The organism is Curtobacterium sp. WHRI 8282 (assembly GCF_040223925.2).
Taxonomy (GTDB): domain Bacteria; phylum Actinomycetota; class Actinomycetes; order Actinomycetales; family Microbacteriaceae; genus Curtobacterium; species Curtobacterium flaccumfaciens.
In genome coordinates this window covers 264,664-291,335 of record NZ_JBEHCD020000001.1, presented here as the reverse complement: position 1 = coordinate 291,335, position 26,672 = coordinate 264,664, and the positions used below count along the sequence as shown (strand labels likewise).

The following is a 26,672-nucleotide window of genomic DNA, read 5'->3' as shown; positions in this document are numbered from 1 at the left end:
GTGGCCTGAGAGTGAAGAGGGCCGGCAGCGGGACTTGAACCCGCAACCCCCGTATTACAAGTACGGTGCGCTACCAATTGCGCCATGCCGGCTGACGCCGCTCATCCTACCGGTGAGGGCGTCCGGGGCTCACTCGCCCGACTTCTCCGAGAAGTTCAGCGAGATCGAGTTCATGCAGTACCGGTCACCCGTGGGGGTGCCGAACCCGTCCGGGAACACGTGGCCCAGGTGCGAACCGCAGTTCGCGCACCGGACCTCGGTGCGGGCCATGCCGAGGGAGTTGTCCTCGATGAGCTGCACGGCGTCCGGGTTCACCGACTCGTAGAACGACGGCCAGCCGCAGCCGGAGTCGAACTTCGTGCCGCTCTTGAACAGCTCCGCGTTGCAGGCCGCACAGGTGTAGACGCCGGCGCGCTCCTCGTCGAGGAGTTCACCCGTCCACGGTCGTTCGGTCCCCGCCTGGCGGAGGACGGCGTACTGGTCCGGGGAGAGCTCCTCGCGCCACTGGGCGTCGGACTTGTCGACGTTGTATGCCATTGGTTCCTCCTGCTTCCGGCCGGGCTCTTCCGGGCACTCCCGACCACTTCACTAAACTCGCCACGATGTCCGAGCATTCCGTGCACCACGCCCGCTGGACCCGTCTGACGACGGACGAACTGTACGGCATCGTCGTCGTGCGCAACCGCGTGTTCGCGCTCGAGCAGCGGGTCACCGCCGAGGACTTCGACGGCCGTGACCGCGAGCCCGACACCGAGCACTGGTGGTTCGGCACGGACACCGATGCGGTTGGGTACCTGCGGCTCATCCGTCCGGCGGCCGACGAGGTCCACCCCGACGGCGCGGAGCCACCGGCGTGGGTGATCGGCCGGGTCGCGACCGACCCCGGACACCGTGGGCAGGGGATCGCCGGCCGGCTCGTCGCCGCCGTCCTCGACGAACACGGGCACGACCCGTTCGTCCTGCACGCCCAGGAGTACGTCGCCGCCCTGTACGAGCGGTACGGCTTCGTGCGGTTCGGGGAGCCGTACGACGAGGCCGGCATCCGTCACGTCGGCATGCACCGGCCCGGGCGCTGATGGACACCCGCGCCCGGTACGACGCGTACGCCGACCGCGTCCGGGTCGTCTCGCCGTCGTACGCCGCCTGGGCACGGTCGCTCGACGACTCCCTCGTCGCGCTCCTCGCCGAGGTCCCCGAGCAGCAGCGGCAGCCGGAACTGTTCTTCGCGGTCGCGCGGCGGCTGGGCGCGGACCCGTCGGACCCGGCTGCGCTGCGCGCGCTCGGCCTGGAGGCCCGCCCCGCGCTGGTCGCGGCCCTCGCCTCCGCCACGGTGCAGGCCAACGACCCGCAACGGCTCGCACCGGTCATCCCGCTTTTCGCGGCGCTCGCCGAAGGGTCCGCGCGTCCGCTCGGCCTGGTCGACGCCGGGGCCGCCGCCGGGCTGTGCTCGATCCCGGACCGGGTGACCCTGGACTACCGGGTCGGTTCCGGGGCCGCGGTCCTCCGGATGCACACGGCGGTCGCCGATCCCTCGGTCCGGCTGGTGGCGGACGCCTCCGGGGCCGTTCCCACACCCGCGACCGTCCCGATCAGGGTCGGCGCCCGGGTGGCGCTCGACCCGAACCCGATCGACCTGTCGGCCCCCGGTGCGTTCGACCGGCTGGTCGAGGCCGTCCCGCCCGAGGCGTCGGACCGGACCGCCCTGATGCGTCAGGCTGCGCGCGCGACGCTCGCCGTGCCTCCAGACCGGCTCGTCGGCGCCGTGCCCGGCGACCTCGACCGTGCACTGGACGCCCTGCCGGACGACGTCGAACCGGTGGTCCTGACCACCGGGACCCTGGTCTACGTGCCGGGTGCGGACCGGCAGCGGTTCGTGGACCGGATCCGTGCGCGGGGCGTGCACTGGATCGCCCTCGAACGCACCGGGATCCTGCGCGGGGTGGCGGCGACGCTGCCCGACGACGTCGACGCGGCCGACCCTGACGCCTTCGCGACGGTCTCGCTCGACGGCGTCGCGGTCGCCGTCTCCGACCCGTTCGGCACGCGTGTGCGCTGGTTCCGTGCGCCGAACCTGTGACCGGTGTTCGCGACAGTCCAGCGCCGTACCAGGGTCCGGATCGACTCCACCCCTACGATGTGCGAGACCCGTTACCCGATACGTGATCGGAACCGCCGTGACCAGCCCCACCGACGAACGCAGCGTCGACCAGCGCAGCGCTGATCAGATCGGTGCTGGCCAGCTCGGTGCTGACCAGCTCAGTGAGCTCGCGAAGCACGTGCTGTCGTTCGAGCAGGACCGGGCACGGCACGACCGCACGAAGGAAGCGGAGATCCGGGTGGAGTTCGAGATGTCGGCGGCGCGCTACTACCAGGTGCTGAACCGCGTGATCGACTCACCCGCGGCACTCGCGTACGACCCGCAGCTCGTGACCCGGCTGCAGCGGCTCCGTCACGCGCGCACCAGCGCCCGGGCGACGCGCAGCTTCGTCGCGCCCGGTGCAGCTCCCGAAGGACGTGAAGAGGAACGATGAGCACGAGATTCCCCCGAGACCGGTTCGACGACGTCGCCGACGGCCCGCGGGTCGGTGCGCACCGCGGGGCACAGCGTCGCGGTCGTGGCTGGATCGTCTTCGCCTGGGCGGCGCTCGCCACCGGCGTGCTCGTCGGCGTCGCGGTGCTCGCCCTCGCGGTGCTGAACGGCAGCTACTCCTTCAACGGATCCGATTCGCCCTCCACGTCCACGTCGACGTCCGCGACGGCGAAGCCCTCGGCGACGTCGAAGCCGTCCGCGTCCTCGTCCGCCGGATCGGGTTCGGCCGGGGCGGGCAGCGCCGCGGCCGCGACGCCGGCACAGCAGGGCACCACCACCGTCGTCGTCCTGAACGGCACGACCACCACGGGCCTCGCCAGCCGGGCGAGTGCGGCGCTGACCGGCGCCGGCTGGCAGGTCGCCTCCACCGGAGACGCCGGCACGACGGGCTCCACGTCGACGATCGTCTACTACCAGCAGGCGTCGCAGGCGGCGGTCGCGCAGGGCATCGCGAAGCAGCTCGGCGTCACGGCCGTGCAGCAGTCCGCGGCGTTCCCGAACGCCGACGTGAGCGTCGTCCTCGGCGCCGACTACGCCGGCTGATCCCGGTTCCACCGCGTTATTCGCGCATTGTGTGACGGCTGTGTTTCGGGCACGTTGATTTCTGACGGAATCGACGTGAAACAACGTCACACCTCTTGCCTGATCGGACCGGTTCGGTCAGAGTCCCATGCAGACGACGATCACGTCGTTCCGCACTGCAGTACCAGGGAGCAAGAGATCATGGCCAACGGAACCGTGAAGTGGTTCAACGCTGAAAAGGGCTTCGGCTTCATCACCGTGGATGGAGGGGGCCAGGACGTGTTCGTGCACTACTCGGCCATCGACATGTCGGGTTACAAGGTCCTCGAGGAGGGCCAGGCCGTCGTGTTCGACGTCGGCACCGGGTCGAAGGGCCCGCAGGCAGAGTCCGTCCGCCCCGCCTGAGCACGACCACTTCCAGAACGCGCCGTCCCGTCAGGGGCGGCGCGTTCGTCGTGTGCGGGGACGGCGACCGGCGCGGGGAGCGTGACCGCGGCGGTGGTGCAGGGTCCGCCGGACGCGACGTGTCCTGGGAAGTCGTCACGAGCCTCCCGACTGTGTTGCACTCACACCCGGCGAGTGCCAGAATCGGCGTTGGCACTCGCTCACGCTGAGTGCCAGCACGACCCCCAAGACGACGTCCGGGAGGGACGAAAAACCACATGGCTAAGATCATTGCTTTCGACGAGGAGGCCCGCCGTGGCCTCGAGCGCGGCCTGAACCAGCTGGCCGACGCCGTGAAGGTGACGCTCGGCCCGCGCGGCCGCAACGTCGTCCTCGAGAAGAAGTGGGGCGCCCCCACGATCACGAACGACGGTGTCTCCATCGCCAAGGAGATCGAGCTCGACGACCCGTACGAGAAGATCGGTGCGGAGCTCGTCAAGGAGGTCGCCAAGAAGACCGACGACGTCGCCGGTGACGGAACGACCACCGCGACCGTCCTCGCCCAGGCGCTCGTCCGCGAAGGCCTCCGCAACGTCGCCGCCGGTGCCGACCCCGTGTCGCTCAAGCGCGGCATCGAGAAGGCCGTCGCCGCCGTCTCCGACCAGCTCCTCGCCAACGCGAAGGACATCGAGACCAAGGACCAGATCGCCGCGACCGCGTCGATCTCGGCCGCTGACCCGACCATCGGCGCGCTCATCGCCGAGGCCATCGACAAGGTCGGCAAGGAAGGCGTCGTCACCGTCGAGGAGTCGAACACCTTCGGCACCGAGCTCGAGCTCACCGAGGGCATGCGCTTCGACAAGGGCTACCTGTCGCAGTACTTCGTCACCGACCCCGAGCGTCAGGAAGCCGTCTTCGAGGACGCCTACATCCTGATCGTCAACTCGAAGATCTCGAACATCAAGGACCTCCTGCCGGTCGTCGACAAGGTGATCCAGGCGGGCAAGCAGCTCCTGATCATCGCCGAGGACGTCGACGGCGAGGCCCTGGCCACGCTCGTCGTGAACAAGATCCGCGGCATCTTCAAGTCCGTCGCCGTCAAGGCCCCGGGCTTCGGCGACCGCCGCAAGGCCATGCTGCAGGACATCGCGATCCTCACCGGCGGCCAGGTCATCTCGGAAGAGGTCGGCCTCAAGCTCGAGAACGCGACGCTCGACCTGCTCGGTCGTGCCCGCAAGGTCGTCATCACCAAGGACGAGACCACGATCGTCGAGGGTGCCGGCGACGCCGAGCAGATCGCCGGCCGTGTCCGCCAGATCCGTGCCGAGATCGAGGCGACCGACTCCGACTACGACCGCGAGAAGCTCCAGGAGCGCCTCGCGAAGCTCGCCGGTGGCGTCGCCGTCATCAAGGCGGGTGCCGCGACCGAGGTCGAGCTCAAGGAGCGCAAGCACCGCATCGAGGACGCCGTCCGCAACGCGAAGGCTGCCGTCGAAGAGGGCATCGTCGCCGGTGGTGGCGTCGCCCTCATCCAGGCCGGTGCCGTCGCACTCGAGGCCCTCGAGCTCGAGGGTGACGAGGCGACCGGTGCGAACATCGTCCGCGTGGCCATCGACGCGCCGCTCAAGCAGATCGCGCTGAACGCCGGTCTCGAGCCGGGTGTCGTCGCCGCCAAGGTCCGCGAGCTCGAGTCGGGTTGGGGCCTCAACGCCGCGACCGGCGAGTACGTCGACCTGATCGCTGCCGGCATCATCGACCCCGCCAAGGTCACGCGTTCGGCGCTGCAGAACGCTGCGTCGATCGCCGGTCTGTTCCTGACCACCGAGGTCGTCGTCGCCGAGAAGCCCGAGCGCACCCCTGCTGCTCCGGCTGGCGACCCGACGGGTGGCATGGACTTCTAAGTCCGTCTGACGGAAGGGCCCCGCACGCTGCGCGTGTGGGGCCCTTCCGTGTGTGGTGGCGGGGGGCCTTCCGCGTGTGCGGTGGCGGGGCCCGGGCGGGCGGTCACAACACCCCGCTCAGGTCCGCCGAGCGGTCACGAATCGTCGGCTCGGCCCGTTCCAGTCGACAGATCGTGACCGCTCGGCGGCGCAGGAGCGGGGAGTCGTGACCGGCTCGTGCGTGCGGCTTGCGCGTGTCCGGGGGTCGGCTCTCCCACACAGGAGGCCCGGCTCACCTCGTTCTCCACAGGTTGCGAGTGCGCGTGGTCGGCTCACGTTCCCCGCGACGACCATGACGGCATGTCAGCTCCCCGTCGCCTCCCTGCTCCGTTCGACCGCACCACCTTCCGCGTGGCCGATGCGGTCGGTCACGGCATCGATCCGGAACGACTCCGGCGCACCGACCTGGGAGCCCCGGTCCACGGTGTGCGTGCTCCGATCGACTCGGTGGACTTCATCGGCGCCGTCACCCTGGTCATGCGTCCCGACCAGTTCTTCAGCCACACGACGGCCGCCGCGATCTGGGGTGCGCCACTGCCGCAGTCGGTGCGCTCGGTCGGCCCGGTGCACGTCTCGACCGCGAGGGACGGGTGCCGGATGCGTCGGCCCGGCGTGGTCGCGCACCGGCTGGACCGGCCGAGGACCGTCGAACACCGCGGGTTCCCGGTCAGTGTCCCCGCGCAGATGTGGTTCGAGTGCGCCGGCGTGGTCGATCGGGACGCGCTGGTCGCGATCGGGGACCACCTCGTCGGACCAGCCGGGCTGGCGACGGCGGACGACCTCCGTGCGTCGATCCGCCCCGGCACACGCTTCGCGCTCGCTGCTCGGCGCGCGCTGGACCTCGTCCGGGCCGGGGCGGAGTCGCCGCAGGAGACCTGGCTCCGTCTGGCAGTGGTCGAAGCGGGGTTCCCCGAGCCGGAGCTGAACGTCGACGTGCACGATGGTGCGGGTCGGTTCCTCGGCCGCGTCGACATGGCGTGGTCGGAGTTCGGCATCGCGTTGGAGTACGACGGCGATCACCACCGCGAGCGCGACACCTTCCGACACGATCAACGACGGGACAACGGGTTCGTGGTGAACGACTGGCTCGTGATCCACGCGACGGCGTCGGACGCACACCGACCCGCGGTGTTGTTCGAGCGACTCCGACAGGCCTTCGAGGTCCGAGCGGTCGGAAGTCGTCGGCTGTCAGCGTGACGGCCGTGATCGCCACGCTGAAGATCTCGTCGCCGGGCGGTCACGACATGTCGACGGCCGCTCGCCGGCCGGTCACGAACTGTCGGTCAGCGGGCGCGCAGACGACAGATCGTGACCACTCGGCGGCGTCGGACGGGGTGTTGTGACCGCCCGGGACACGGGACGCCCACGGGACGCGAGCGCCGCGAGCGGCAGGGCCCCACGGCCCGTGCGGCTCAGGCGGAGAAGTCGCGGGGGAGCAGGGGGAGCCAGACGCGGAAGGTGGCGCCGCCGCCCTCGGTGTCGAAGACCTCGACCGAGCCGTGGTGCGCCGCGACGATGCCGGACACGATGGCGAGCCCGAGGCCCGAGCCGCCGGTGTCCCGGGCGCGGGAGGTGTCCGCACGCCAGAAGCGCTGGAAGATCTTCTCGCGCAGCTGCGGCGGGATGCCCTCACCGTGGTCGATCACGTCGAGGTGTGCCATGCCGCGCTCGTCGTCCACGCCGATGCCGATCTCGATCGGGTCGTCGTTCGCCGTGAACCGCATGGCGTTGCCCATCAGGTTCGTGACGATCTGGCGGATCTTGTTCTCTTCCGCCAGGACGATCGGCGGGCGCTTCGGCAGTACGACCGTGGGCAGCGGGGTGGTCTCGTCGGTCGGCGCGGCACCGGCGTCGATGTTCATGGCGCGGGTGCGACGGGCCCGGAGTCGGGCGATGGTCTGGCGCGAGAACGCGATCGGCCCGGTGGTGTTCGCCGAGGTGGGCGACACGGGCGGTGCTTCGCCGGAGTCCGGAGAGCCGATGGACGACGACGCCGACGGACGGACGGCCTGGGGCACGCTCTCGCCGGTCAGGGAGTCCTCGACGAGGACCTGGATCTCGCGGTCGGGGTTGGAGGCCATCGTGTCGAGCGCCGAGTCGCGGGCGATGGCGACGAGGTCGACCGGGCCGAGCTCGAGCGGCTTCGACTCGTCGATGCGGGCGAGCTGCAGCAGGTCCTGCACGAGCAGGCCCATCCGCTGCGCTTCCTTCTCGATGCGCTCCATCGCCTGGGCGACGTCCTCTTCCTTGCGCAGGGCCCCCATCCGGTACAGCTCGGCGTACCCGCGCAGGGACACCAGCGGCGTGCGGAGCTCGTGCGAGGCGTCCCCGACGAACCGGCGCATCTGGGCGATGGTGCGCTCGCGGTCCTCGAACGCGGAGTCGATCCGCTCGAGCATGACGTTGAGGGAGCGGTTGAGCCGGCCGACCTCGGTGTTCGGGGTGTCGGCCTCGAGGCGCTGGTTGAAGTCACCCGCGGCGAACCGCGCAGCGGTGTCCTCGACGTCGCGCAGCGGGTCGAAGGTCGCGGTGACGAGCAGGCGGGTGAGCATGGCGCCGAGCAGGATGACCGAGGCACCGAACCCGAGGAAGATCGCGGTGAACTTGCCGATCGTCTCGTCGGTGCCGGCACTGGAGACGGCGATGAGCACGTAGCCGGTCTCGGTGGTGCCGTCGGACTGGTTCTGCAGTGACGCCGGGATGATCTGGGCGCGCCACTCGTGGTTGTGCTGGCTGTCGTACAGCGAGATGCGCTGGTTCGACTGCGAGGCCTCGACCAGGGTGGCTTCACGGACGTCGGGTCGACTCGACGCCTTCGTCTGGCAGATCCGGTCACCGTCGGCGTCGTACGCGGCGACGTAGGCGCTCTGCGACACCACGACGGACAGCTTGCAGTACTGCTCGCCGTCACTGATGTTCTGACCCTCGAGCTGCTCGGTCGTCTGCTTGACCGTGTTGTCGAGCTGCTGCATGAGGTAGGTGGACAGCACCGTCATCGTGCCGAGTCCGGCGACGAGCAATCCGAGCGCGACGAGAAGCACCGTGATCCCGGTGATCTTGGTGCGCAGGGAGATCCCGTCCCACCAGTGGTTCATTCGCGTGTGCATGCTGCCCCAACGATAGACAGCGGTCGCCCGGTGAAACCGGACGACCGCCGTGAAGAGGTGATGGTGCTACGAGGCCTTGGACGCCTTCAGCATGTACCCGAAGCCGCGCTTGGTCTGGATGATCGGCTCGGCGGAGTACTGGTCGAGCTTGCGGCGCAGGTACGAGATGTAGCTCTCGACGATGCCGGCGTCGCCGTTGAAGTCGTACTCCCACACGTGGTCGAGGATCTGCGCCTTCGACAGCACGCGGTTCGGGTTGAGCATCAGGTAACGGAGCAGCTTGAACTCGGTGGGCGAGAGCTCGATCTGCGCGTCGCCGATCGTGACCTCGTGCGTGTCCTGGTCCATCGTGAGCTCGCCGGCGCGGATGATCGCGTCTTCCTCGTCGTTCATGGTGCGACGGAGGATGGCCTTGATGCGGGCGACGATCTCGTCGAGCGAGAACGGCTTGGTGACGTAGTCGTCGCCGCCGACGGTGAGGCCGGTGATCTTGTCCTCGGTGTCGTCCTTCGCCGTGAGGAACAGGATCGGCGACGTGTAGCCCGAGGAACGCAGGCGCTTGGTCACGCCGAAGCCGTTCATGTCGGGCAGCATCACGTCGAGGATGATGAGGTCCGGCTCTTCTTCCAGCACGGCGGAGATCGCCTGTGCCCCGTTGCCCACCGCACGCACGGCGAAGCCGGCGAAGCGCAACGAGGTCGTCAGGAGGTCGCGGATGTTCGGCTCGTCGTCGACGATCAGGATCTTGGGGCCATCGCTCATGGTCCTATCTTCTGACTGTTCCCTCGGGGTTTCCTGGGAGCGGTTCGTACGTCAGCCCACGGGCGTCTGGACCTGGTCGGCATCCAGGATCGTGTACGAGTAGCCCTGCTCCGCCAGGAACCGTTGCCGGTTCTGCGCGAAGTCCTGGTCGACGGTGTCCCGGGCCACGAGCGTGTAGAACGACGCGGGCAGGCCGTCCTTGTTCGGGCGGAGGAGCCGGCCGAGCCGCTGCGCCTCTTCCTGCCGGGACCCGAACGAGCCGGAGACCTGGATGGCGACGGTCGCGTCGGGCAGGTCGATCGAGAAGTTCGCGACCTTCGAGACGACGAGCACGTCGACCTCGCCGGACCGGAACGCGTCGTACAGCCGCTCCCGTTCGTCGACCGGGGTCGCCCCCGTGATCTCCGCGGCGTCGAGCGATGCGGCCAGTTCGTCGAGCTGGTCGATGTACTGCCCGATCACCAGGATCTGCTCACCGCGGTGCTTCTCGATGAGTTCCCGCACGACCGGGGTCTTGGCCGGGGACGTCGCGGCGAGCCGGTAGCGCTCGTCGTCGCTCGACGCCGCGTACTCCAGGCGGTCCTGGTGCGGCAGGTCGATGCGGACCTCGTAGCAGGAGGCCGGCGAGATGTAGCCCTGCGCCTCGATCTCCTTCCACGGGGCGTCGTATCGCTTCGGCCCGATGAGCGAGAAGACGTCGCCCTCGCGGCCGTCCTCGCGCACGAGCGTCGCGGTGAGGCCCAGGCGTCGGCGGGCCTGCAGGTCGGCGGTCAGCTTGAACACCGGCGCGGGCAGCAGGTGCACCTCGTCGTAGACGATGAGGCCCCAGTCGAGGGCGTCGAGGAGCGACAGGTGCGTGTACTCGCCCTTCCGGCGGGCGGTGAGGATCTGGTAGGTCGCGATCGTGACCGGCCGGATCTCCTTGACACTGCCCGAGTACTCGCCGATGTCCTCCGGCGCCAGGGTCGTGCGCTTGAGGAGCTCGGTGCGCCACTGCCGCGCCGAGACGGTGTTCGTCACGAGGATGAGCGTGGTCGCCTTGACGGTCGCCATCGCGCCCGCGCCGACGAGCGTCTTGCCCGCACCACAGGGCAGCACGACGACGCCGGAGCCCTGGGCGAAGAACGTGTCGACGGCCTGCTCCTGGTACGGCCGCATGTGCCACTCGGCCGTGTCCAGGTCGATCGGGTGGGGTTGGCCAGGGGTGTAGCCCGCCAGGTCCTCCGCCGGCCAGCCGAGCTTCACGAGCTCCTGCTTGATCTGTCCCCGCGCCCACGGCTGCAGCTCGACCTCGGTCGAGGACCGCATGTCACCGAGCAGCGGCTTGATGCGCTTCGACCGGATGACCTCGGCCAGCACCGACGGGTCCTCGGCGGTGAGGAGCAGGAGCGGCAGCCGCTCGAGTTCCTCGGTGGGGGAGTTCGCGATCACGGGTGCGTCGGGTCGTTCCTCGCGACGGATCACGAGCCGTCCGTAGCGCGAGACCGTGTCGCGGATGTCGACCGTGACGCTCTGCGGCACGGGGAACTTCGCGAAGCGTTCCAGGGTGTCGATCATCGCCTCGGCGTCGTGGCCCGCGGCGCGCGCGTTCCAGAGTCCGAGGCGGGTGATCCGGTAGGTGTGCACGTGCTCGGGAGCGCGTTCGAGCTCGGCGAAGGCCGCGAGCTCGTGGCGTGCGTCCTCGGCATCGGGGTGCGCGACCTCGAGGAGCACGGTGCGGTCGCTCTGCACGATCAGCGGTCCGTTCATGACCTGCCAGCCTAGCCGTCGGCACCTGCGTGCGGGTGACCGCGCGGCTCAGGCGTCGCTCTCGACCGACACGACGAGCGACAGCGGCAGGGTCCGCTCGACGTCGACGGCCGTGTCCCGCCCGCGGACGCGTCCGGCCGCGACCGAGGTCGGCACGATCGAGAACGGCCGCTCCGAGCCGTCCGGCATCCGGACGGTCACACGGATCGGCGTGCGTCCGCGCACGGCCAGGTCGATCTGCCGACCGAGCCACTCCTGCTCCGGCTCCGAGTCGCCGCGCTGCGTCGTCAGGCGGAGCCGTTCGACGAGTGCGTGCGCCGATTGTTCCGGCGAGCGTCCGGTGGGGCTGCGCCGGCCGGGAGGCCCGTGGTGCGCCTCGGGGCGGGCTGCGGTCGTCAGGACGGCCGGGTAGCGCTGGTCCTCGAGCGCGGTGTGCACGACGTGCGGCGGGTAGCGCGTGGTCAGCGTCGTCAGGTCGGGCCGCTCCCACGCGAGCTGCCGGAGCTCGGCGTCCACCCCGACGAGGTCGAGCTGGTCGGCGGTGCCGCGGACCTCGGTCCCGACGCCACCCGGCCCCCGGTCGACGACGATGCTGCCGTCGCGTCCGGCCACCTGGTCGATCAGGTAGGCGAGGGGCTGCGGGATCCCGGTCGCCGACAGCCGTCCGAGCAGGGACAGCAGGTCGTCGCGGGAGTGTCCGGCCCGGAACGCCGCGCGCAGGGTGTCCTCGGAGATGCGGTAGCGCGCCGCGAGGCCCGGCGCCTCGAGCACGGCGACGGTGCGCAGGGCGTCGTCGTCCACCGGCGCGAGCGGCCCCGGTGCGATGACGGTGAGGTCGTGCTGCAGGTAGACCCGCTCGACGGTGGCCGGCAGGTCGTCGGCGGCCTGCTCGGCGTCACCGTCGAGGAGCGCCCGACCGGTGCTCGTCACGATGCCGTCGACCGCCAGGCCGAGCGACGCCGCGGTGCCGGCGACGTCGAGCAGCAGGGCATCGAGCCAGCGGGACCCCGCCGGGTACGCCCAGCGCCCGAGCGGCACGAGGTCGCGCAGGTCCCCGTCGGCCAGGTCGAGCACCTGGTGCACGGCGGGCGGGAGCGTGTCCGACCACGCGGCCACCAGCGACACCCAGCGCTCCGGCCACCCGGCGAGCAACCAGGCGTGCCCGGCGTCGGTGACGATCCAGCGTCCGGTGTCGGGGTCGGCGAACCCGATGCCGTCGAGCAGCGCCAGGCGACCCGCGACGAGTTCGGCGTCGGTGCCGATGCGCTCGGCGAGGGTGCGGGCGAGCGGCATGCCGATCCCGCCCTTGACGAGTTCGCGGACCGCGCCGGCGTCGACCGCCCGCAGCAGTTCGGCGAGCACGGTCATCGTCGCGAACGCCTGCTCCGCGCCGGTGGTGCGCGCACGCTCGAGCGCCGCGGCGTCGAGGGCGGGAGCAGCGGGGCGGACCTGCTCCGGGCCTCCAGGCTGCTCGTCGAGCGAGGTGAGGTCGGGGTGGGCGGCCACGCGTGCGGCGACCGCGTCGTCGACTGCGCCGTCCTCGTCGGCGAGGCCGAGCTCGATCGCGGGGCCGAGCGCGTCGACGGCTCCGCCGTCACGCAGCGCGAGGATCGTCGCGCGCGGAAGGTGCTCGACGGCGGCGTCCACGGCGTCGTCGCTGCGGAGCGCCTCGGCGAGGTCGAAGAAGTCGGTGATGCGCTGCGGGCCCGTCTCGGCGAGTGCAGCGGTGGGGAGTCGCCTCGCCGCGACGAGGCGCTCGAGCGCATCGTCCGGCATCGCCCGGAGTCGGGCGGCGAGGTCGGCGGTGGTCGTCATCGTCCGGTGCCAGCGTCCGGGGCGGACGTCAGCGAGCCGTCCGGTTCGCTCGTGCGCGACGTGTCCAGGTGATGCCGAGGAGCGTGAAGACCAGCACCATGGCGATCGGGAAGCCGAAGAGCGGGATCGCCATGACCACCGGCCACGGCATCGCACCCTGGGCAGCCGGTGCGGTGAGCCACATGATGATCATCGCGACGAAGCAGAGCAAGCCGAGGATGATGATCCCACCGATCATGAACGCCAGAGCGCGTTCGGTACGATTGAACGTCACCGGGGGTTCTGCGGAGTCCTGCGGGTTCCCGGTTGATCGGGTCGGCTTGGCCATCGACCCAGGATATCCGACGCACCACGGCCGTACCACGACCTCGAGGAGTCCACGCATGCCCACCGGCAAGGTCAAGTTCTACGACGACGACAAGGGCTTCGGCTTCATCACCGGAGACGACGGCGACCAGGTGTTCCTGCACGCGTCCTCGCTGCCCGACGGCGTCGTGACCGTCAAGGCCGGCACGCGGCTGGAGTACGGCGTCGTCCAGGGCAAGAAGGGGTCGCAGGCGTTGTCCGTGCGGCTGCTCGAGCCCCAGCCGTCGCTGTCGCGGATGACCCGTCGCTCCGCGGACGACATGGCCGTGATCGTCGAGGACCTGGTGAAGGAACTCGACCGGATCAGCGGAGACCTCCGCCACGGCCGCTACCCGAAGAACGGCGATCGCATCGCCGCCATCCTGCGGCACGTCGCAGACCAGTTGGAGGCGTGACCCCATGACCGAGTCCGAGACAGCAGGGGCCGAGACGGCTCCCGACGCAGCGTCGACCGACGCAGCGTCGACCGACGCAGCGTCGACCGACGCAGCGTCGACCGACGCAGCGTCGACCGACGCAGCGTCCATCGACGCAGCGTCCATCGACGCAGCGCCCATCGACGCAGCGCCCATCGACTACACCGACCTGGCGCGCGAGGCGTTGCTCGAGGTCACCCCGGAGTCGACCGTCGGTGCGCCCGTCGGCACCGTGGACGAAGGGGACGGCGTCGTGTCCGTCCTGTTCGCCAACCGGCTGCCCGGCTACCCCGGGTGGCGGTGGACCGTCAGCGTCGCCAAGGTCGGCGACGACGAACCGACCGTCCTCGAGGTCGAGCTGATGCCCGGGGACGGCTCGCTCGTCGCGCCCGAGTGGGTGCCGTGGTCCGAGCGACTGGCCGAGTACCGGGCCGCGCAGGAGCACGAGGGCGAGGACGGCGCCGAGGACGCGTCGGACGAGGACTCCGACGAGGAGGACTACGACGACGAGTCCGATGACGACGAAGACGACGAGGACTCGGACGAGGACGACGACTACGACGACTCGGATGACGACGAGGACGACGACGAGTCGGACGACGACGATGACGATGACGATGACGACGAGTTCGACGCCGACGAGGACGACCTCGACGAGTCGGACGACGACGACATCGAGGGTGTGGACGTCGATGCGCTCGCCGATGTGAGCGACACCGACACCGACACCGAGGACGAGGCCCCGCAACCGCCCCGTCGCCGCCGTGCCCGCCGCGTGCAGCCGTTCGAGCCCGACGCCGATCTCGAGGTCGACCAGCTCGACGCCGGCGAGGCCGACCCGGGCTTCCACCGCGCCTGACCCGGACCGACGAACGGGCCCGGCACCACCGATCCGGTGGTGCCGGGCCCGTCCTCGTTCCGGCGGGTGTCCCCGAGGTCAGCGCAGGGCGTCGATCGTGAAGTCGATCGCGCGCACGAGCTTCGCGACGTCGTCCGGGTCGATCGCGGTGAACGTCGCGACGCGCAGCTGGTTGCGGCCGAGCTTCCGGTACGGCTCGGTGTCGACGATGCCGTTCGCACGCAGGGTCGCGGCCACGGCCTTGGCGTCGATCGAGTCGTCGAGGTCGATCGTGGCGACGACCTGGGAGCGAGCGGCGGGGTCGGTGACGAACGGGGTCGCCCAGGCGCTGGCCTCGGCCCAGTCGTAGATCGTCGACGACGAGGTCTTCGTGCGGAGGTCCGCCCATGCCAGGCCACCGGACTCGTTCATCCACCGCACCTGCTCGTCGAGGAGCAGCAGCGTGGAGATCGCCGGGGTGTTCAGGGTCTGGTTCAGGCGCGAGTTGTCGACGGCGTTCTTGAGCGACAGGAACTCCGGGATGTACCGGTCGGAGGCGGCGATCCGCTCGACCCGCTCGATCGCGGCGGGGGAGAGCAGCGCGAGCCACAGGCCGCCGTCCGAGGCGAAGTTCTTCTGCGGGGCGAAGTAGTAGACGTCGGTGGCGCTGACGTCGAACAGGGCGCCACCGGCGGCGCTGGTCGCGTCGACGACGGTGAGGGCGCCGGCGTCACCGGTCGCGCGGACCACCGGGGCCATGACACCCGTCGAGGTCTCGTTGTGCGGGTAGGCGTAGACGTCCACGCCCTCGACCGGTTCGAGTGCGGCGAGGGAGCCACCCGGTGCCTCGACGACGTGCGGAGCCTCGAGCCACGGGGCCGCTGCGGCCTTGGCGAACTTCGACCCGAACTCGCCGAAGGACAGGTTCTCGGCACGGCGCTCGATGAGGCCGAACGCGGCGGCGTCCCAGAACGCGGTCGAGCCGCCGTTGCCGAGGACGACCTCGTACCCCTCGGGGATCTGGAACAGGTCGGCGAGGCCGGAGCGGACGCTGCCGACCAGGTCCTTCACGGGCTTCTGGCGGTGCGAGGTGCCGAGGATCGTGGCGCCGCGCGTCACGAGGGACTCGAGCTGGGCGCCGCGGATCTTCGACGGACCGCAGCCGAAGCGACCGTCGGTGGGGAGGAGTTCGGCCGGGATGACGATGTCTGCCATGCACCGATCCTACCGACGACGATCCGCCTGCCCGAGCCCGTGTACCGGCCGGACGGGGAGGGTTCGACCCGCCCGTCCACCGCGTCGGATGACCCTTTCTCACGTGCACCCGGGCGCCGGTCGGTGTTCGTCGGTGCGAACAAGTAGTGTGGTCGGCGCTGGGCCCAGACATGAGAGGCGGACCGTGACCGATCTCGTCGACACCACGGAGATGTACCTTCGCACCATCCTCGACCTCGAGGAAGAGGCGATCGTGCCGCTGCGCGCGCGCATCTCCGAGCGCCTCGGACACTCGGGCCCGACGGTCTCGCAGACCATCGCCCGCATGGAGCGCGACGGCCTGGTCGTCGTCTCCGGTGACCGCCACCTGGAGCTCACCGACGAGGGTCGTTCCCGTGCCACCCACGTGATGCGCAAGCACCGTCTGGCCGAACGCCTGCTGGCCGACGTCATCGGACTCGACTGGGCCTTCGTGCACGACGAGGCCTGCCGGTGGGAGCACGTCATGAGCGAGCAGGTCGAGGTCCGCCTGCTCGAGATGCTCGGCAACCCGACGGAATCGCCGTACGGCAACCCGATCCCCGGACTGGCCGAGATCGGTGGCCCCGCGGCCGCCGGGTTCCTCGACGGTGTCCAGAACATCGTCGCCGCGACCGAGGGCACCGACGCCGTCACGACCGGGGTCGTCCGACGCCTGGGCGAGCCCGTGCAGTTCGAACCGGAGCTCCTGCACCAGCTCCGCACCGCCGGGGTCATGCCCGGGCGCATGGCGAGCGTGCAGCGTGCGGGCGCCTACGTCGCGGTCCGCGTCGAGGGCGAGGACTCGGGCATCGAGCTGCCCATCGAGGTCGCGCAGCACGTCTACATCGAACGGGACTGACCGTTCCTGTTCCTCCCTGAGAGTCTTTACCGTTTCGTTACCCACGGGGCGTTTGGTCTCGACACGGTAACGACGCCTCCGTACACTCGTCCGAGTCGCCGCGCTGCCCCTGAGCCGGAGACCCGTGGCAGGACGTCTCGAACCCGTCTCCTGCCTCGATCGGAAACGATGACGAACGGATGGGGTTGCACACCGCCGGACACCCACGGCGGCGTGATGACGAGACGTTGGAGAACCACCTCTTGACGCAGACCGGTACCGCCGCGGACGACCAGACGCCCGCGAACCCGACGAACACCGAGAACGCCACCACCGCCCCGCTCACCCGGCGGGCCGTGCGCGAGACCGAGGGCCGCCCGGTCCGCAAGGTCGTGCCGGTGCGCTCCGCCCCGCTGCCCGGTGGTCGTCGTGCCGCGCAGGCCGCGGCCGCAGCGAACACCGCCAAGGCCAGCTCGTCGTCGCGCAAGCGCAAGTTCCTCGCGCCGGTCGTCCTCACCGTGGCCGTCGGCATGTTCGGTACGGTCGCGGTCGCCCCGGCCTTCGCAGCGACGACCTCGAGCAACTCGACCGCCGCCGCCGACGCCCAGCGTCAGGTCCGGGCCACGCAGAGCCAGGAACTGTCGGTCTCCGACGCCGTGGCGCTCGCCGACACGAGCCGTGACGGCTTCGGCGCGACCTCCACCGCGACGCTCGACGCCGAGAAGGCCGCCAAGCAGGCCGCCGCCGACCAGGCCGCCGCAGCGAAGGAAGCCGCCGAGCAGGCCGAGCAGACCCAGTCCGCCCGTGCCGCGACGGCGAAGCAGTACTCCTCGTACACCGGACCGACGGCCGCCGAGTACGCGGCCAGCTCGTCCGCCGCCGACACCCCGTTCTCGCTGCCGGCAGTGGTCGCCACGGGCAAGCAGTACATCGGCACCCCCTACGTCTTCGGTGGCGCGGACCCGTCGGGCTTCGACTGCTCGGGCTTCATCATGTTCGTGTACGCCCAGTACGGCATCAACCTCGCGCACTCGGTGCCGCTGCAGGACCAGGCCGGCACCACGATCCCCGAGTCCGAGGCGCAGCCCGGTGACGTCGTCATCTTCAACAACGAGGCGCACGACGGCTTCTACATGGGAAACGGCATGATCATGGACGCCCCGAAGCCCGGTGGCACCGTGCAGATCCGCCCGATCTGGACCAGCGACTACCACATCGTCCGTTTCGGCATCTAGCGACCACTGCCCCTCCGGCGTGTGAACTTCACCGGAACCGGCCCGCGCACTCTCGTGCCGGGCCGGTTTCTGGGTTAACCTGACGCTGCACCGGTCCGCACCGGCGCGAACAGGAGACCCTCATGTCGATGTTCCGCACGACCCGCACCATGGGTCGGCGCGCGCGCGTCGACATATGGTCGAGCACAGCCTGCGTGCACGAGCACGCCCCTGCATGACGAGAGCACTGCCCATCCGGGTGGTGCTCTTCGTGGTTCCAGGGGTGTGAACAGGTCGTCCTCACCCGTTCGCGTCGTCGGTCCGACGCACCCGCAGCGCCTGGAAGCCGTCCAGGCACGTCGGAAGGGAACCCATGCGCACTCTCGTCCTCAACGCCGGTTACGAGCCCCTCGCGGTGATCTCGTTCCGACGAGCCCTCGTGCTGGTCATGAACCAGAAGGCCGCCATCGTCGCCGCCGACGTCGAACACCCGGTCACCGGGTCGACGTCGAGCTACGACCGTCCGTCCGTCATCATCCTCACCCGCTACGTGCGCATCCCGCACTCGAGGCTCGTGCCGGTGTCCCGTCGCGGTGTGCTGCGTCGGGACGGCAACCACTGTGCCTACTGCGGCCGCCACGCCACCACGATCGACCACGTGCAGCCGCGGTCGCGCGGTGGGCAGGACTCGTGGGACAACCTCGTCGCCTGCTGTCTGGCCTGCAACAACACCAAGGGCGACCGCACCCCGCAGGAGATGGGGTGGCGTCTCCGGTTCCCGCCGAAGGTGCCGCACGGGTCCTCGTGGGTCGTGCGCGGCATCGAGCGTCCGCAGGCGGAGTGGGACGAGTACCTCGTGGCCGCGTAGCGGCCGCCGCGGCGCGCCGCGTGTCGGACTGGAGGCCCGTGGCGGGCACGGCCACGGGCCTCCAGTCCGTCCCGTCGCGCGTTCACGGCGCTCGGAGCGATCCGAGTTCGCACTACGCTGACGTGAGGACGAGTCACCACGTGCCCCGACGACCGAGACCCGCGAGGACAGCATGGCCGCAGGAACAGAGCGCTCGACCGACACGGCAGCCGGTCGGAACCCGTGGCAGCGGTTCTGGAACCGCGGCGGCTGGTGGCGCGCGGTGCTGGCCGTCGTCCTCTACCTGGCGGTCTACGAGGGGCTCGGCTGGCTGAACGCCCACACCCTCGCCAGCGGCATCACCGCGGACGAGGTGTTCGCCACACCCCGCGGGGTCATCGTGGGCGTCGCCCTGCCGATCATCGTGATGGGGCTGCTCACCCTGGTCTTCGTCCGCACGCTCGGATGGGGACGCGAGGTCTTCGGTCGCCAGCCACTGCCCGGACGCGGGTGGATGTGGATCGCCGTCGTCCTGCTGCTCGTCCCGATCGTGATCCGGCTCGTCGCGACGAACTGGTCGTCGTACTCGGTCTCCGTGGTCTTCGCGGTGCTCTTCCTCGGTCTCTGCATCGGGTTCGCCGAGGAGCTCATCGCCCGTGGCGTTGCCGTGAACCTCCTCCGACGCGGGCACCACACCGAACGCACCGTCGCGCTGCTGTCGTCGCTGCTGTTCGGGTTGATGCACGCCTCGAACGCCATCGGAGGGACACCGCTCGTCACGGTGGCCGTCACGGTCGTGTACACGTTCGGCGCCGGCATGATGTTCTACCTGTCTATGCGGGTCACGGGCAGCATCGTCCCCGCGATGCTCCTGCACGCGGCGACCGACCCGACCACGATCCTGGCGACCGGTGGCATCGACACCACCGCTGCGGCCGCCGGTGACGCCGGGCTGATCGGCTTCGCGGGGATCTTCAACTTCGCCTACCCGGTGCTCGCACTCCTGGTGCTCTTCTTCATCAAGGGCCGAGTCAGCAGCTCCGACCCCGAGACCCACCAGACCGGAGCAGCAGCATGAGCACCGACCCCATCTCATCGACCACAACCGACCGACTGCCTGCTTGGCGTCGTGAGGTTCCGCGGCTGTTCTGGATCGCGCTCGTGGCCTGCGTGGTCTACGTCCTCATGGCCGCCGGCGTGGGGAACCTGCTCAGCGCCGTCGTCGACGGGGAGCACCACCCGATCGCGGACTGGCTCGTCGGCACCTGGGTCCCGGTCGGCATCATGGTCGTCGCCGGAGTGTTCTTCGCTCGGCGCTCGGGTTGGTGGAACGACATCTGGCACGAGCGCTCCGTCGCCGTCGGGCAACCCCGGCGCTGGTGGTGGCTTGCAGCGCCGGCTCTGTCGCTGACCGGCACGGCCATCCTGTTCAGCCTCGTGCCGTGGTCCGAGGCGTCGGCCGGGATCATCGTCGTCGTGCTCATCGGTGCGCTCGGCGTCGGCGTCGGCGAGGAGCTGTTCTTCCGCGGGATCCTCGTCACCGCGCTCCGCGCACACCACTCCGAGTTCGTCGTCCTCATCGTCTCCTCGGTGATGTTCGGCCTCGCCCACGTGGTCGGCTTCGTGATCGCCGGACTCCCGCTCGGCCTGGTCCTGTTCCAGGTTGCGTTCCTCAGCATGGACGGAGCGCTCTTCTACGCGGCCCGCCGCGCCACCGGGAAGCTGTGGGTGCCGATGCTCCTGCACGGGCTCAACGACGCCGCGCTGTTCCTGCAGACCGCGGGCCGCGACCACGAGGGCGCCGAGCCCCCGGCAACCGCCGGAGTCATCGAGATCATCCTGATCGCGCTCTCGGTCGCGATCGCGATCAGCGTGGCGCGCGAGACACTCCGCAGCCGCCGGGAACGCCACACAACCACCGGCGGCGGCGAGACCGCATGAAGTGACCGCGACTGACGGGCATCGAGCGCCGGGGGCGTCGAACGCACCAGGTGACGGACGGGAGGCCCGTGACGGCCCCGCCACGGGCCTCCCGTCCGTCGTGCGTCGTCGGGCCGGATGCGCCACGGCGACGGACCGGAACGCTCGCAGAACGCCACCTGAACGCAGGCTCGCGCCTGTCCGGACAGGTTGGCGGCCGGGTGGGCCGCGCTGCTAGCGTCCGTCCCGACAGCGCCTAGGGTTCCGGGACTCCCCGTCCGACTGGTCCGAGCGGCGCCACGGTCCGCCACCGAACGCGGGCCGTCATCTGAACGGACAAAAGCCTGGAGGACCTCGCCCGTCGCGCCGCGCGCCGGGCAGAAGGTCCTGCCGTGACACCGCTCGCCGTCCTCCTCGTCCTGTCCGCCGCGGTCGCCCACGCGGGGTGGAACGTCATCGCCCACGGGGTGAGCCGGATCGGGATGCCGTTCCTGTGGCTCGGCGCGGTGTCGAGCGTGGTGGCCTGGATCGGTGTGGTCCCGTTCACCGGGGGACTCGGCGACGCGGACCCCGGCGGGTTCGTGCTCGGCGTCGCCGCATCCGGGGTGCTGCACGTCCTGTACATGCTGGTGCTGCAGCGCGGGTACCGGGTCGGGCGGCTGTCGACGGTGTACGCCACGGCGCGGGGGACCGGGCCGACGATCAGCGTCGTCCTGGCGATCGTGCTCCTGGGTGAGCGCCCGCACTGGATCGCCCTGGTCGGCGGGCTCCTGGTGCTCGTCGGTGTGGTCGCCGTCGGGCTCGCCGACCGGGGGACGACGTCGACGGAGCTCCCGCCGAGGCGGATCGACCCCGGGCTCGTCGCAGGTCTGCTCACCGGGGTGGCGATCGCCGCGTACACGATCTGGGACGCCTACGTCGTCCGCGACCTCGGCGTCGCGCCGGTCGCGTTCATGGTCGGGTGCACGGCGGTCGAGGTCGTGTTCTTCGGATTGGCCCTCGGGTCGCGGCGGCGCGAGGTCCTGCCCGTGCTGCGGCAGCACTGGCCGCGGGTGCTCGCGTTCGGGGTGCTGTCGCCGCTGTCGTACATCCTCGTGCTGGTCGCGATCGGCATCGCTCCCGTGGCGCTCGTCGCCCCGATGCGTGAGGTGAGCGTCGTGCTCGTCAGCCTGTTCGGGGTGCTGGTGCTCCGCGAGGGCCGTGCGCTCGCCCGGGTCGGTGCCGCGGTGGTCGTGCTCGGCGGCATCGCGCTGCTCGCGCTCTGACGACGACGACGACGACGGCGACGGCGACAGCGACGCGACTGCTGCGACGGCGGCCTGTCCGGACAGGTGCCAACCGAGTTCACCTGCCGTCCACGCCGCGTGTACCGGGACGGAACTCCGCTCCACCGGTCGGCTGCGACAGTTGCGGTCGTCCGCACCGGACCCGCCCCCCGAACCGCCCGAAAGGTCATCATGCCCATCTCCGCACGCAAGTCGCTCGTCGCGCTGGCCGGCGCCCTGGCCTTCGTCGCCACGCTCAGCTCCTGCTCCGCAGGCTCCACCGCCGCGACCGGGGACAGCAGCCCCGCAGGTGGCTCCGACGCCGTGCAGTACGCCGCGGACGAGAACACCATCGTGTTCGGCGTGGTCCCCGACTCCGTGGACACCGAGACGAACTACCAGCCGCTGATGGACTACATCGCGAAGGAGACCGGCAAGAAGGTCGAGTATCACGAGTCGACCGACTACGCCGCGCTCATCGAGGCGTCCGTCGCGGGCAAGATCGACGTCGCGTCGTTCTCCGGGTTCACCTACGTCACGGCGAAGAACAACGGCGCGAAGATCACCCCGATCTCCTCCATCATCACCGCCGAGGGGCAGAAGCCCGGGTACTACTCCGAGGCCATCGTGCCGAAGGACAGCGACATCGACTCGCTGAAGGACTTCGCCGGCAAGAAGGTCTGCTTCGTCGACCCCTCGTCGACCTCGGGCTACCTGTTCCCGAGCTACAACCTGCTCAAGGCGGGCGTCGACCCGAAGACCGACGTCACCCCGGTGTTCGCCGGCAAGCACGACGTCAGCGTCCAGAAGGTCGCGGCGGGCACCGAGTGCGACGCCGGGTTCGCCGAGGACAGCGAGGTCGAGAAGAACGACGACGTGCGCGTCGTCGCCAAGACGATGGTCCCCGGCGCCCCGATCGTCGTCTCCGACACCCTGCCGTCGGCCGAGAAGGAGACGCTGACGAAGGCACTGTCCGACGTCACCATCGACCAGATCATCGACGCCGGTGTCACCAGCGCCGACAGCGACGGCTTCCGCAGCGTCTTCTACGGCACCAAGCCCGTCGACGACGAGTACTACGACCTGATCCGCGACATCTGCAAGACGACGAAGTCGACCACCTGCCAGGCCTGACCCGGCGACCGCGAGACGGCAGCCCGAGGAGCACCATGACGAACCACGCACCGGTCGGTACCCCGGCCGTCGAGATCACCGGCCTGACGAAGCGCTTCGGCGACACGACGGCCTTGCGCGACGTGTCGCTGCGCGTCGGGCAGGGCGAGGTCGTCGTGCTGCTCGGGCTGTCGGGCTCCGGCAAGAGCACCCTGCTCCGGCACGTCGACGCGCTCGAGCTCCCGACGTCCGGCAGCGTCCGGGTGGACGGGACCGAGGTGCACCGCCTGACCGGGCGTCGTCTGCGCGAGCTGCGGAGCCGCGTCGGGTTCGTGTTCCAGCAGTTCGAACTCGTGCCGGCGCTCACCGTGCTCGAGAACGTGCTCACCGGAGCACTCGCGACCCTCCGCGGCCCGCGGCTCGGCCTCTGGTCGTACCCGCGCGGCCTCCGTCGCACCGCACTCGGGCACCTCGACCGCGTCGGACTGCTCGACCGCGCCTACCAGCGGGCCGACACCCTGTCGGGCGGGCAGCAGCAGCGCGTCGCGATCGCCCGGGCCCTCATGCAGGACCCGACGGTGCTCCTGGCCGACGAACCGGTCGCCTCGCTCGACCCGGAGTCCAGCGGGCAGGTCATGCGCCTCATCCGCGAGATCGCCGCCGACCGTGGGCTGACGGTGCTCTGCAGCCTGCACCAGGTCGACCTGGCCCTGTCGTGGGCGGACCGGATCATCGGGCTCCGGCACGGCGAGGTCGTGCTCGACACCAGGACCGACGGCCTCGGCAAGTCGGAGGTCATGGAGATCTACGGGCAGGTCGCGACGAGCACCGACGAGTTCGCCACCATCGAGGCCGAGCTGCACGCACTCGACGCGGGGGAGCGGACCTCGTGACGACGCTCGACACCCGACCCGGAACCGCGGCGGCGCTCGCCGAGGACGTGGCCCGTCGGGCACCCCGCCGCCGGGTCTCGCCGGAGCGCACCGCTGCGGTGCTGACCCTCGTCGCCCTCGGCGTGCTGGCGTGCGTCGCGGTCGCGCGGGTCGACATCTCGATCCCGAACATCATCGCGTCGTGGTCGAACGCCGAGCACTTCTTCCAGCGTGTGGGGACCATTCGGTTCCCGGAAGCCCCGGTGCTGCTGCAGCAGACCGCGCTCACCGTCGGGCTCGTCCTGCTCGGCACCCTGCTCGCCGCCGCGCTGAGCGTCCCCGTCGCGTACCTGGCGGCAGCGAACACCAGCCCGGGCCGCGGGTGGGTGGCCGCCGCGCGGTTCGTCAGCGTCCTGACCCGGGCCGTGCCGGACGTCGTCCTCGCGATGGTGTTCGTCCTGGTCTTCACGATCGGTCCGCTGCCCGGGATCCTGGCGATCGGCATCCACTCCGTCGGGATGATCTCGAAGCTCTTCGCGGACGCCATCGAGCAGATCGACGAAGGACCGCGCAACGCGATCCGGGCAGCCGGGGGGAGCCGTGCGCAGCAGTTCACCGCCGGGGTGCTCCCGCAGGTGCTGCCGTCGTGGGTCGCGACGATCCTGCACCGCAACGACATCAACCTGCGCGGGTCGGTCATCCTCGGGTACGTCGGCATCGTCGGCCTCGGCCGCGAGATGTCCTTCGCGTTCAAGTCGCTCGACTACTCACTCGGCATCGGGTACGCCATCGTCATCTTCGGCCTGTGCGTCCTGATGGAGATCGTCTCCAGCTCGGTTCGCGCCGCCATGCTCGGTGTGGCCCCGGCCGGGCGCGGCATCGGTGCCACGGCTGCCCGTCGGTGGATGCGTCGGCGGGACCGCCAGCGAGCCGAGGCCGTACCGGCCACGCGGCGACCGGTCGCTGCGACGGTCGAGGGCACCCTCCGTCGTCCGTGGACCCCCGTCCGGGTCCGGAACGCGATCTGGTGCTGGGTCGCCCTGGCCGTCGTCGTCGGCAGTGTCGTGGTCTGCGACATCGCCTGGGGTGGCCTGGTCACCGTGTGGGGCAAGATCCCCGCCGTCGCCGTGCAGTTCTGGCCGCCGTCCTTCGGCAGCTACGGCGCCGGCATCATGTTCGGCGCGATGTTCGACACCGTCGCGATCGCCCTCGCCGCGACCGTCCTCGCGCTGCTGCTCTCGCTCGTCATCGGGTCCCTCGCCGCCCGCAACGTCGCTCCCGGGCGCGGGGTCCGGGGCGGCGCACGGCTGCTGCTCGTCGTCGTCCGCGGGATCCCGGAGACGATCCTCGCGGTCGTGCTCATCGTCGTGACGGGGCTCGGTGCGCAGGCGGGGACCCTCGCCCTGGCGTTCGGTGGCATCGGGCTCCTCGGCAAGCTGATCGCGGACTCGCTCGAAGAGGTCGCTCCCGGGCCCGAGCGCGCCGTCACCGCCACCGGCGCGGGTCGCCTGCAGCGCTACGCCTCGGCGACGGTGCCGCAGGGGTTCCGCGCGATGCTCGGGCACACCTTCTACCTGCTCGACACGAACATCCGTGCGGCGACGATCCTCGGCATCGTCGGAGGTGGCGGCATCGGCTACTACCTCCTCAATGCAGCGCAGGGATCGAACTACGCGTCCGTCACCGCGATCGTCCTGCTCATCCTGGTCACGGTGCTCGTCACCGAGGGCCTGGCCATGTGGCTGCGGCGGGTGTTCCGGTGAGCGCGACGGAACGGTACGACGTCGTCGTGGTCGGCGCGGGCATCGTCGGGCTCGGCATGGCCTACGAGGCACTCCGGCAGGGCGCCCGCGTCGCGGTGGTCGACCGTGCGGCCGCGGTCGTCGGTGCGAGTGTCCGGAACTTCGGGCACGCCTGCGTCACCCCGCAGACCGGGGAGGCGGCCGGGTACGCGCAGGAGGCACGCCGCCGCTGGCTCGAACTCGCGCAGCTCGCCGGGTTCACGGCGCGCGAACGCGGTGCACACGTCGTCGCCCGTCGCCCCGAGGAGCTGGCGGTGCTCGAGGAGTACCGCGACTCCGGCGCGGACCTGCGGCTGGCCGACGCGGCCGAGATCGCCGCGGCGGTTCCGGTCGACCCCGGCTCGGCCCTCGGCGGCGCGCACCTCGCGCACGACCTGCAGGTCGACCCCCGGGAGGCGGCACCCGCGATCGCGCGCTGGCTCGCCGGGCAGGGGGTCACCTTCCACTGGCGCACCCCCGCGCTCGAGGTCACCACCGGCGCCGTCCGCACCGGTCGTGGCGTCGTGGAGGGGACCCGGATCGTCGTCTGCACCAACCACGACCTCGACCAGCTCTTCCCGGAGCTCGCCGAGTCGATCGGCCTGGTCCGCTGCCGGCTCCACATGCTGCGTGCGACGATCCCGCTCGCCTTCCCGCTCGCCACACCGCTGCTGACCGGGTGGTCGATGCTGCGCTACTCGGGGTTCGCCGCGATGCCCGGAGCGGGTGCCCTGCGGGACCGGCTCGCCGCCGACCTGCCCGAGGGGATCCGCTGGGACCTCAACCAGATGTACACGTCGCCGCCGGACGGCAGCGTCATCGTCGGCGACACCCACGAGCGCGGGGTCGATGCGCCGCCGTTCCAGGACGAGGACGGCTTCCGGCTGCTCGTCACCGAGACCGAGCGGCTGTTCGGTGCGCCGGTCTCCGTGGTCGACCGGTGGCAGGGCGTCTACGCCTCGGCCCCGGGGCGGGAGTTCCTCATCGACCAACCGGTTCCGGGCGTCGACGTCGTGACGGTCACCACGGGCATCGGTATGACGACCGGCCTCGGCATCGCGCCGACGGTCCTCGGCTGACCCCGGTGGTCTTCGGCG

General features: G+C 70.6%; 26 protein-coding genes and 1 tRNA gene. 19 read left to right on the top strand and 8 right to left on the bottom strand.

Annotated elements, in window-relative coordinates:
- Positions 1-19: 19 nt before the first annotated feature.
- Positions 20-92 (bottom strand) — tRNA-Thr (locus tag ABRP24_RS01450).
- Between the two features lie 37 nt (positions 93-129).
- Positions 130-537 (bottom strand): peptide-methionine (R)-S-oxide reductase MsrB, encoded by a 408-nt coding sequence (gene msrB, locus ABRP24_RS01445; protein WP_027466599.1) that lies wholly within the window; start codon positions 535-537, stop codon positions 130-132.
- 65 nt (positions 538-602) lie between these two features.
- Between msrB and ABRP24_RS01440 the strand changes: the two genes are divergently transcribed.
- The 7 genes from ABRP24_RS01440 (at position 603) to ABRP24_RS01410 (ending at position 6,633) form a co-directional block, all read left to right on the top strand.
- A complete protein-coding gene (locus ABRP24_RS01440) occupies positions 603-1,076 on the top strand; it encodes a GNAT family N-acetyltransferase (protein WP_035809228.1) in 474 nt (157 codons plus the stop codon).
- Complete coding sequence (locus ABRP24_RS01435) at positions 1,076-2,077, top strand: DUF2332 family protein (protein ID WP_349847738.1); 1,002 nt, start codon at positions 1,076-1,078, stop codon at positions 2,075-2,077. The genes ABRP24_RS01440 and ABRP24_RS01435 overlap by 1 nt, the downstream gene beginning before the upstream one ends.
- Positions 2,078-2,174: 97 nt before the next feature.
- A complete protein-coding gene (locus tag ABRP24_RS01430) occupies positions 2,175-2,531 on the top strand; it encodes a DUF3263 domain-containing protein (RefSeq protein WP_232749255.1) in 357 nt (118 codons plus the stop codon).
- On the top strand, positions 2,528-3,133 hold the full coding sequence (locus tag ABRP24_RS01425) for a LytR C-terminal domain-containing protein (protein WP_349847739.1): 606 nt from the start codon (positions 2,528-2,530) through the stop codon (positions 3,131-3,133). The genes ABRP24_RS01430 and ABRP24_RS01425 overlap by 4 nt, the downstream gene beginning before the upstream one ends.
- A 180-nt stretch (positions 3,134-3,313) precedes the next feature.
- Positions 3,314-3,517: a cold-shock protein gene (locus ABRP24_RS01420; RefSeq protein WP_017888049.1), complete on the top strand. Its 204-nt coding sequence runs from the start codon at positions 3,314-3,316 to the stop codon at positions 3,515-3,517.
- Between the two features lie 257 nt (positions 3,518-3,774).
- Entirely contained in the window at positions 3,775-5,397 is a 1,623-nt protein-coding gene (gene groL / locus ABRP24_RS01415; RefSeq protein WP_017888048.1) for a chaperonin GroEL, read from the top strand.
- Positions 5,398-5,736: 339 nt separating this feature from the next.
- Positions 5,737-6,633, top strand: coding sequence for a hypothetical protein (locus ABRP24_RS01410; RefSeq protein WP_349847740.1), 897 nt, complete (start codon positions 5,737-5,739; stop codon positions 6,631-6,633).
- A gap of 215 nt (positions 6,634-6,848) precedes the next feature.
- Here the strand turns inward: ABRP24_RS01410 and ABRP24_RS01405 are convergent, their stop codons facing one another.
- The 5 genes from ABRP24_RS01405 to ABRP24_RS01385 form a co-directional block, all read right to left on the bottom strand.
- A complete protein-coding gene (locus tag ABRP24_RS01405) occupies positions 6,849-8,543 on the bottom strand; it encodes a cell wall metabolism sensor histidine kinase WalK (RefSeq protein ID WP_071244033.1) in 1,695 nt (564 codons plus the stop codon).
- Between the two features lie 66 nt (positions 8,544-8,609).
- Complete coding sequence (locus ABRP24_RS01400) at positions 8,610-9,305, bottom strand: response regulator transcription factor (RefSeq protein WP_017888045.1); 696 nt, start codon at positions 9,303-9,305, stop codon at positions 8,610-8,612.
- 51 nt (positions 9,306-9,356) lie between these two features.
- Positions 9,357-11,054 carry a DNA repair helicase XPB gene (locus ABRP24_RS01395; RefSeq protein ID WP_349847741.1) on the bottom strand — a complete coding sequence of 566 codons (1,698 nt, stop codon included), beginning with the start codon at positions 11,052-11,054 and terminating at the stop codon, positions 9,357-9,359.
- Between the two features lie 48 nt (positions 11,055-11,102).
- On the bottom strand, positions 11,103-12,869 hold the full coding sequence (locus tag ABRP24_RS01390) for a helicase-associated domain-containing protein (RefSeq protein ID WP_349847742.1): 1,767 nt from the start codon (positions 12,867-12,869) through the stop codon (positions 11,103-11,105).
- 28 nt (positions 12,870-12,897) lie between these two features.
- Positions 12,898-13,143, bottom strand: coding sequence for a hypothetical protein (locus ABRP24_RS01385; RefSeq protein ID WP_035809225.1), 246 nt, complete (start codon positions 13,141-13,143; stop codon positions 12,898-12,900).
- A gap of 109 nt (positions 13,144-13,252) precedes the next feature.
- Between ABRP24_RS01385 and ABRP24_RS01380 the strand changes: the two genes are divergently transcribed.
- Both ABRP24_RS01380 and ABRP24_RS01375 read left to right on the top strand, forming a co-directional pair.
- The gene (locus tag ABRP24_RS01380; protein WP_017888041.1) at positions 13,253-13,630 is read left to right on the top strand and encodes a cold-shock protein; all 378 of its coding nucleotides are present in this window, start codon (positions 13,253-13,255) and stop codon (positions 13,628-13,630) included.
- Positions 13,631-13,634: 4 nt separating this feature from the next.
- A complete protein-coding gene (locus tag ABRP24_RS01375) occupies positions 13,635-14,510 on the top strand; it encodes a DUF3027 domain-containing protein (protein WP_349847743.1) in 876 nt (291 codons plus the stop codon).
- 78 nt (positions 14,511-14,588) lie between these two features.
- Here ABRP24_RS01375 and serC read toward each other — a convergent pair whose 3' ends face one another.
- Positions 14,589-15,704: a phosphoserine transaminase gene (gene serC / locus ABRP24_RS01370; RefSeq protein ID WP_349847744.1), complete on the bottom strand. Its 1,116-nt coding sequence runs from the start codon at positions 15,702-15,704 to the stop codon at positions 14,589-14,591.
- A gap of 184 nt (positions 15,705-15,888) precedes the next feature.
- Here serC and ABRP24_RS01365 point away from each other — a divergent pair, with 184 nt between their 5' ends.
- The 10 genes from ABRP24_RS01365 (at position 15,889) to ABRP24_RS01320 (ending at position 26,654) form a co-directional block, all read left to right on the top strand.
- Complete coding sequence (locus ABRP24_RS01365) at positions 15,889-16,584, top strand: metal-dependent transcriptional regulator (RefSeq protein WP_027466592.1); 696 nt, start codon at positions 15,889-15,891, stop codon at positions 16,582-16,584.
- Between the two features lie 242 nt (positions 16,585-16,826).
- A complete protein-coding gene (locus ABRP24_RS01360; RefSeq protein WP_349847745.1) occupies positions 16,827-17,798 on the top strand; it encodes a C40 family peptidase in 972 nt (323 codons plus the stop codon).
- 352 nt (positions 17,799-18,150) lie between these two features.
- Complete coding sequence (locus tag ABRP24_RS01355) at positions 18,151-18,645, top strand: HNH endonuclease (protein ID WP_349847746.1); 495 nt, start codon at positions 18,151-18,153, stop codon at positions 18,643-18,645.
- Between the two features lie 172 nt (positions 18,646-18,817).
- Entirely contained in the window at positions 18,818-19,702 is an 885-nt protein-coding gene (locus ABRP24_RS01350) for a CPBP family intramembrane glutamic endopeptidase (RefSeq protein WP_349847747.1), read from the top strand.
- On the top strand, positions 19,699-20,565 hold the full coding sequence (locus ABRP24_RS01345; protein WP_349847748.1) for a CPBP family intramembrane glutamic endopeptidase: 867 nt from the start codon (positions 19,699-19,701) through the stop codon (positions 20,563-20,565). The genes ABRP24_RS01350 and ABRP24_RS01345 overlap by 4 nt, the downstream gene beginning before the upstream one ends.
- A gap of 371 nt (positions 20,566-20,936) precedes the next feature.
- Positions 20,937-21,809: an EamA family transporter gene (locus ABRP24_RS01340; RefSeq protein WP_349847749.1), complete on the top strand. Its 873-nt coding sequence runs from the start codon at positions 20,937-20,939 to the stop codon at positions 21,807-21,809.
- A gap of 192 nt (positions 21,810-22,001) precedes the next feature.
- Positions 22,002-22,943 carry a phosphate/phosphite/phosphonate ABC transporter substrate-binding protein gene (locus ABRP24_RS01335; RefSeq protein WP_349847750.1) on the top strand — a complete coding sequence of 314 codons (942 nt, stop codon included), beginning with the start codon at positions 22,002-22,004 and terminating at the stop codon, positions 22,941-22,943.
- Positions 22,944-22,978: 35 nt separating this feature from the next.
- Positions 22,979-23,815, top strand: coding sequence for a phosphonate ABC transporter ATP-binding protein (phnC, locus tag ABRP24_RS01330; protein ID WP_349847751.1), 837 nt, complete (start codon positions 22,979-22,981; stop codon positions 23,813-23,815).
- Positions 23,812-25,557 carry an ABC transporter permease subunit gene (locus tag ABRP24_RS01325; protein ID WP_349847752.1) on the top strand — a complete coding sequence of 582 codons (1,746 nt, stop codon included), beginning with the start codon at positions 23,812-23,814 and terminating at the stop codon, positions 25,555-25,557. The genes phnC and ABRP24_RS01325 overlap by 4 nt, the downstream gene beginning before the upstream one ends.
- Positions 25,554-26,654, top strand: a complete 1,101-nt coding sequence (locus ABRP24_RS01320) for a TIGR03364 family FAD-dependent oxidoreductase (protein ID WP_349847753.1) — start codon at positions 25,554-25,556, stop codon at positions 26,652-26,654. The genes ABRP24_RS01325 and ABRP24_RS01320 overlap by 4 nt, the downstream gene beginning before the upstream one ends.
- Positions 26,655-26,672: the final 18 nt, after the last annotated feature.